Source organism: Colwellia sp. (assembly GCF_013215345.1).
In the GTDB taxonomy this organism is placed as follows: Bacteria; Pseudomonadota; Gammaproteobacteria; order Enterobacterales; family Alteromonadaceae; genus Colwellia.
The window spans coordinates 1-4,695 of sequence record NZ_JABSOV010000191.1 but is presented as its reverse complement, the minus strand read 5'-3'; the positions used below and the strand labels follow the sequence as shown (position 1 = coordinate 4,695).

The 4,695-nt window shown below is 37.8% G+C and carries 4 protein-coding genes; 2 read left to right on the top strand and 2 right to left on the bottom strand.

Annotated elements, in window-relative coordinates; all coding sequences use genetic code 11:
• The first annotated feature begins 166 nt into the window (after positions 1-166).
• The gene (gene ftnA, locus HRT50_RS17760; RefSeq protein WP_019029710.1) at positions 167-694 is read left to right on the top strand and encodes a non-heme ferritin; all 528 of its coding nucleotides are present in this window, start codon (positions 167-169) and stop codon (positions 692-694) included.
• A gap of 144 nt (positions 695-838) precedes the next feature.
• Here ftnA and HRT50_RS17755 read toward each other — a convergent pair whose 3' ends face one another.
• Positions 839-1,177 (bottom strand): winged helix-turn-helix domain-containing protein, encoded by a 339-nt coding sequence (locus HRT50_RS17755; RefSeq protein ID WP_291616978.1) that lies wholly within the window; start codon positions 1,175-1,177, stop codon positions 839-841.
• Between the two features lie 5 nt (positions 1,178-1,182).
• Positions 1,183-2,712 (bottom strand): hypothetical protein, encoded by a 1,530-nt coding sequence (locus HRT50_RS17750; protein WP_291616976.1) that lies wholly within the window; start codon positions 2,710-2,712, stop codon positions 1,183-1,185.
• Between the two features lie 271 nt (positions 2,713-2,983).
• Here HRT50_RS17750 and HRT50_RS17745 point away from each other — a divergent pair, with 271 nt between their 5' ends.
• Positions 2,984-4,168 carry an NAD(P)/FAD-dependent oxidoreductase gene (locus tag HRT50_RS17745; protein ID WP_291616974.1) on the top strand — a complete coding sequence of 395 codons (1,185 nt, stop codon included), beginning with the start codon at positions 2,984-2,986 and terminating at the stop codon, positions 4,166-4,168.
• Positions 4,169-4,695: the final 527 nt, after the last annotated feature.

The following is a 4,695-nucleotide window of genomic DNA, read 5'->3' as shown; positions in this document are numbered from 1 at the left end:
ATAAAGCTGATACTAAAAGCAATAAACAAGAGAACACAAATAAGAATGATTAACCTTATTAACCCATTGGTTAATAAGGTTTTTTATGTGCTTTATGCTGTTTTCACTTGAATTCTATCGGATAAAAAGGCAGAATTCACCCAATTAAAATATTCAAGGCAAAATTATGTTAAAAGCTGAAATGGTAAAAAAGTTAAACCTACAACTTAATTTAGAGTTTTACTCTTCAAACTTGTACTTACAAATGAGTGCCTGGTGTGAAGAAAAAGGTTTTGCCGGCGCTGCAGAGTTTTTACGTAAACATGCTAATGAAGAAATTCAGCACATGAACCGTTTATTTACTTACGTAAGTGAAACCGGTGCTTTGCCTATTATTGGTGCTATTGATGCGCCGCCACATGAATTTGAAACATTAGGTCAGTTATTTCAACTAACTTATGATCACGAATGTTTAATCACTGAGCGTATTAACTCACTTGCTCATGAAGCGTTTACGAATCAAGATTATTCTACCTTTAACTTCTTACAATGGTATGTGGCTGAGCAACATGAAGAAGAGACTTTATTCAAAGGTATTTTAGATAAAATCAATCTAGTAGGTAACGATGGTCATGCGTTATTCTTCGTTGATAAAGATTTAGCTGAACTTGCCAAAACTGGCAGTACCAGCATAATGACAGAAGCGAACGCATAAGCAGCTCACCACAGAGTTAAGCTTTAGTGGATAATTAAATGTTCCCCTCAAAAATTCAAGATGCCTTTAAAGGTAATCATGAGGGAAACATTGCTAATTTATCTTTTCGAATTTAAGGTAAGCTTTGTCAGTTTATTAGCTAAGCTAAGTTAGTTCAGACTGTAAAAATATATACCCCTGTCCCTTAACTGTTTGAATAACCTTACGCTTCGATATCATCAGTAACTTCTTTCTTAAATTTGCCATGTGACTATTAATACTTTTATCACAACTGGTCACCTTACGTTGGAAAATACATTCAGCAATAACCTCTCTTGCAACTAGCGCCCCGGCATCGTTCATAAGCAATGCCAGTAAATTAAATTCTAGCCCTGTAGTGGTAATAGTTTGCCCTAAAAATAATACCGAGCGATTTAAAAAATTTAGCTCAACTTGCGCAATTAATAATTTATCTAAGGGTAAGTGACTTGTTTGAGTTCTCATAGCGGTTACTCTGAAGTGTCTTCTTGTTCGGGCGTTTGCTTGAATATTGTTGTTTTATAACCTGTTGGCGAACTATCACTGCTTTCAAGCACTAAAAATTGTTCCTTTGATTGCTCATTAAGCATTAATGCAAAAGTATTTAATATGATCGAGCTACCATTATCTTGAGCGATGACAAAAACTTGATAACTGTTATTTTTTAAGAAAATTGAGCTAGTGTTTTTATAGTTAAGTTCACGATAATAAGTGGCAGAGCTTATGGTTTCATCTTGTCTAACAAAGTAAACAGCTACTTGAGTAAAGTCATCAGATTGAATTAAGTTTACTATTTCAATTTCATGTTCATAAATACTGCTCAGTAAGCTATTTTCAACCATCAAAGAAAATAAGTTAACTTCAATTTCATCAATGATGCCATCACCGTTTTCATCAATATTGCCATCGTTATCAGCGTCGACATACTCTTGCTCAGCATAGAAGAATAAAGTTTGATTGGTATTTTCAACTAACGACAATAGATGATTACTTAATAATGGTGTATTTTCCTCAATAGTGGTGAGGTCTACGCTGTAGTCACCACTGGCTAAGGTGAGTGCATTACTGATTTCACCATAAGGTAGAAATGTGATGGCAGGATTATCACCAACACCGTTAATATGCAAAGCAAAAGCTTCTTGGTAACTAGTCAGTTGCTCATGGTTAGCTACGGCATTATAAGCCCTAAACTGTGCTTCAGCTTCGGCGTCTACATACTCAATTACCGCAGAGTCCGACATTTTATCTAACACATAAGGAGAAGATCCCGCCCCCATGTTGTCTCTTACCACCATAATATTCTGCGAGCTATAAGCAAAAGCAATGCTGCTTGATCTAAATAACACCTCATCACTACCGGCAGTGGTGACATAAAAAATATAGTCATCTTGGTCAAGCTTTTGATTATCAGATAATTGCTGATAATCAAATTGGCCAACTAAAACCGCCTCATTAAAGCTTTCATTCTCTTTAGAGAGATAAAAATCAACTGCTTGCTGATTTGAATGCATATTTAGCACTCTAAGATTAAACAGATCGTTAGTGGTATCATCGTCATCATCAATCACAGGAAAGCTATGTACCATCACTTGTGGCGACAAAATGCTATCGCTCAGTACTATCATATGGATAGTATCCTCAACTAAGGCGAGGGTATCTTCATAAATGACGGTCAGATCATCAGTCGCTAAGCTGACATCATCTTGCCAAGCAAGCTGGTAGTAATAGTAGTTTTTGCTGGTTAAGCTGATATTACTATGGGCACTGCCATAGGCAACGCCAGAAAAGGTTTGTTCATAATGATCATCATCATCGTTATCCTCAGTTAGATTCTCATCTACGGTTAAATAAATACTGGGTGAGTCTTTAGATAAATTATAGAGTTTAACGTAGCCTGTTCCGCTACCCTCATCACTAGAACCACAGCCTAGTAAGATAAATAGTAATACGCTGGCAGCAAGGACGCTTTTAAAGGCTTGTAGGGATTTAAGTGTCATCATATGTTTTTCATACTCTAAAGTTGCAACAATTTGTTGGCGAATGTTATGCAGCAATAGATAGGCACTTTAGGTAAGAGTTCCTATCTTTACACAATCTTTGCATTTCTTTATTTTGGCAATAGTCAGCACTTTCCTGGCAATGGCATGAAACGGATTAAAACGGACTTATTAGTAATAAAAGCCACTTCATTACCCTTTTTTGTATACGCACTATTTGCATAAAGATTATAATAGCGACGAAATTTTCGGGTTTTCTTCTTAAGGTGTAACAGTGATCACAACAGACGTATTAATAATTGGTGCCGGCGCGGCAGGCTTAATGTGTGCAGCACAAGCAGGCTATCGTGGTAAAAGCGTTATTGTGGTTGATATGGGCAAAAAGCCGGCACGAAAAGTACTAATCAGTGGTGGTGGTCGTGCCAATTTCACCAATGAAGGAGCCAGTCCTGAAAACTATCTGTGCCAAAACCCTCACTTTGTAAAATCAGCACTAAGCCGCTATAGCGCACAAGACTTTATTGATTTAGTCGACCGACATGGTTTGCAATACCACCATAAAACCCTAGGTCAGTTATTTTGTGATGACAGCGCACAAGATCTGGTTGATATATTGATGACCGAATGTGAGTGGGCCGGCGTACAAGTAAACTTGCGTACTGAGGTATTGTCGGTTACTAAAAACAGCCAGGGTTACCTAGTTACTACGACCGATAAAAGCTACCAATGTAAATCGTTAGTGGTAGCCTCCGGTGGTTTAACCATGCCAAAACTGGGTGCAACTCCTATTGGTTATAAAATTGCCGAGCAATTTGACTTAAACGTACTGGAAACCTTAGCTGCCTTAGTACCCTTTACCTTGCATGAACATGATAAACAACGCTTCGATGGTTTGTCAGGCATCAGTTTATTGACCGAAGTCACCAGTGAAGATGGTACGAGCTTTAAAGAAAATATCTTATTCACCCACCGCGGTCTATCAGGACCAGCGATATTACAAATATCGTCTTTTTGGCGAGCAGGGCAGGCAGTAACCATTAACTTATTACCTGAATATAACCTTAGCGACACCTTAACTCAGTGGCAAAGTGAACAAGGGCAAAAGTCAGTGAAAAACCTGCTAGCGACTTTATTACCGAAACGTTTTGTTGAAGTGCTGGTCAAAGATGGCATTATCGTCGACAAGCCGATTAAGCAGCTAAACCACCCAGAAATAAAGCAGTTAAGTGACTACTTACATGCTTGGCAAATCAAGCCAAATGGCACTGAAGGTTATCGCACCGCCGAAGTAACCTTGGGTGGGGTAAATACCGATGAGCTCTCTTCAAAAACCTTTGAAAGTAAAAAGCAGCAAGGCTTGTTCTTTATCGGTGAAGTGATTGATGTAACGGGTTGGTTAGGAGGCTATAATTTCCAATTTTGTTGGGCATCTGGTTTTGCTTGTGGGCAGGCGGTTTAGCTTTAGGTCGGTAAATGTAGCGAAGTTATTTTAAACTTAGTTAAGTTGTCATAACCTGCTAACACAGTAATTTTGAGTAATTTGTACTGGTTGTTCTACTTCCTGTGAAGGGACAACCATTATACTAAAGCAACAAGCTCTTCTGCTGACGTAGGAAGAATAGCATAGCTTTAGCCGCGCTCATTTTCATACGCATAAAACTCTTCTCAAATAAAATTTTTATCACCGAATGTGACTATAAATTTTACCCTTAGTTGTCCCAAGAAAATTAGCGCTACTGCTAGTAAAGTCTTCAGATAAAATCAACGTTGCTTATGCACTGGCTCTATCACAAATTCAATTATTAGTCCTCATTTACAGCGATCTCAAGGTTAACCTCACTGCATAGGATAGTGTCATCTGTCTGCAGGAAATCTCACTCGGTAGCATTACATTTTTAATAAGATTATTTCTATTGCCGATGATTGACTTTTGTTTGTATTATCAAGGGTTTTTGCTAAGGTACTGAATAATATAGTTTAAAGGTA

Coding starts and splice junctions, on each gene's coding strand:
- ftnA (WP_019029710.1), top strand. CDS start 167: ATGTTAAAAGCTGAAATGGTAAAAAAGTTAAACCTACAACTTAATTTA.
- HRT50_RS17755 (WP_291616978.1), bottom strand. CDS start 1,177: ATGAGAACTCAAACAAGTCACTTACCCTTAGATAAATTATTAATTGCG.
- HRT50_RS17750 (WP_291616976.1), bottom strand. CDS start 2,712: ATGATGACACTTAAATCCCTACAAGCCTTTAAAAGCGTCCTTGCTGCC.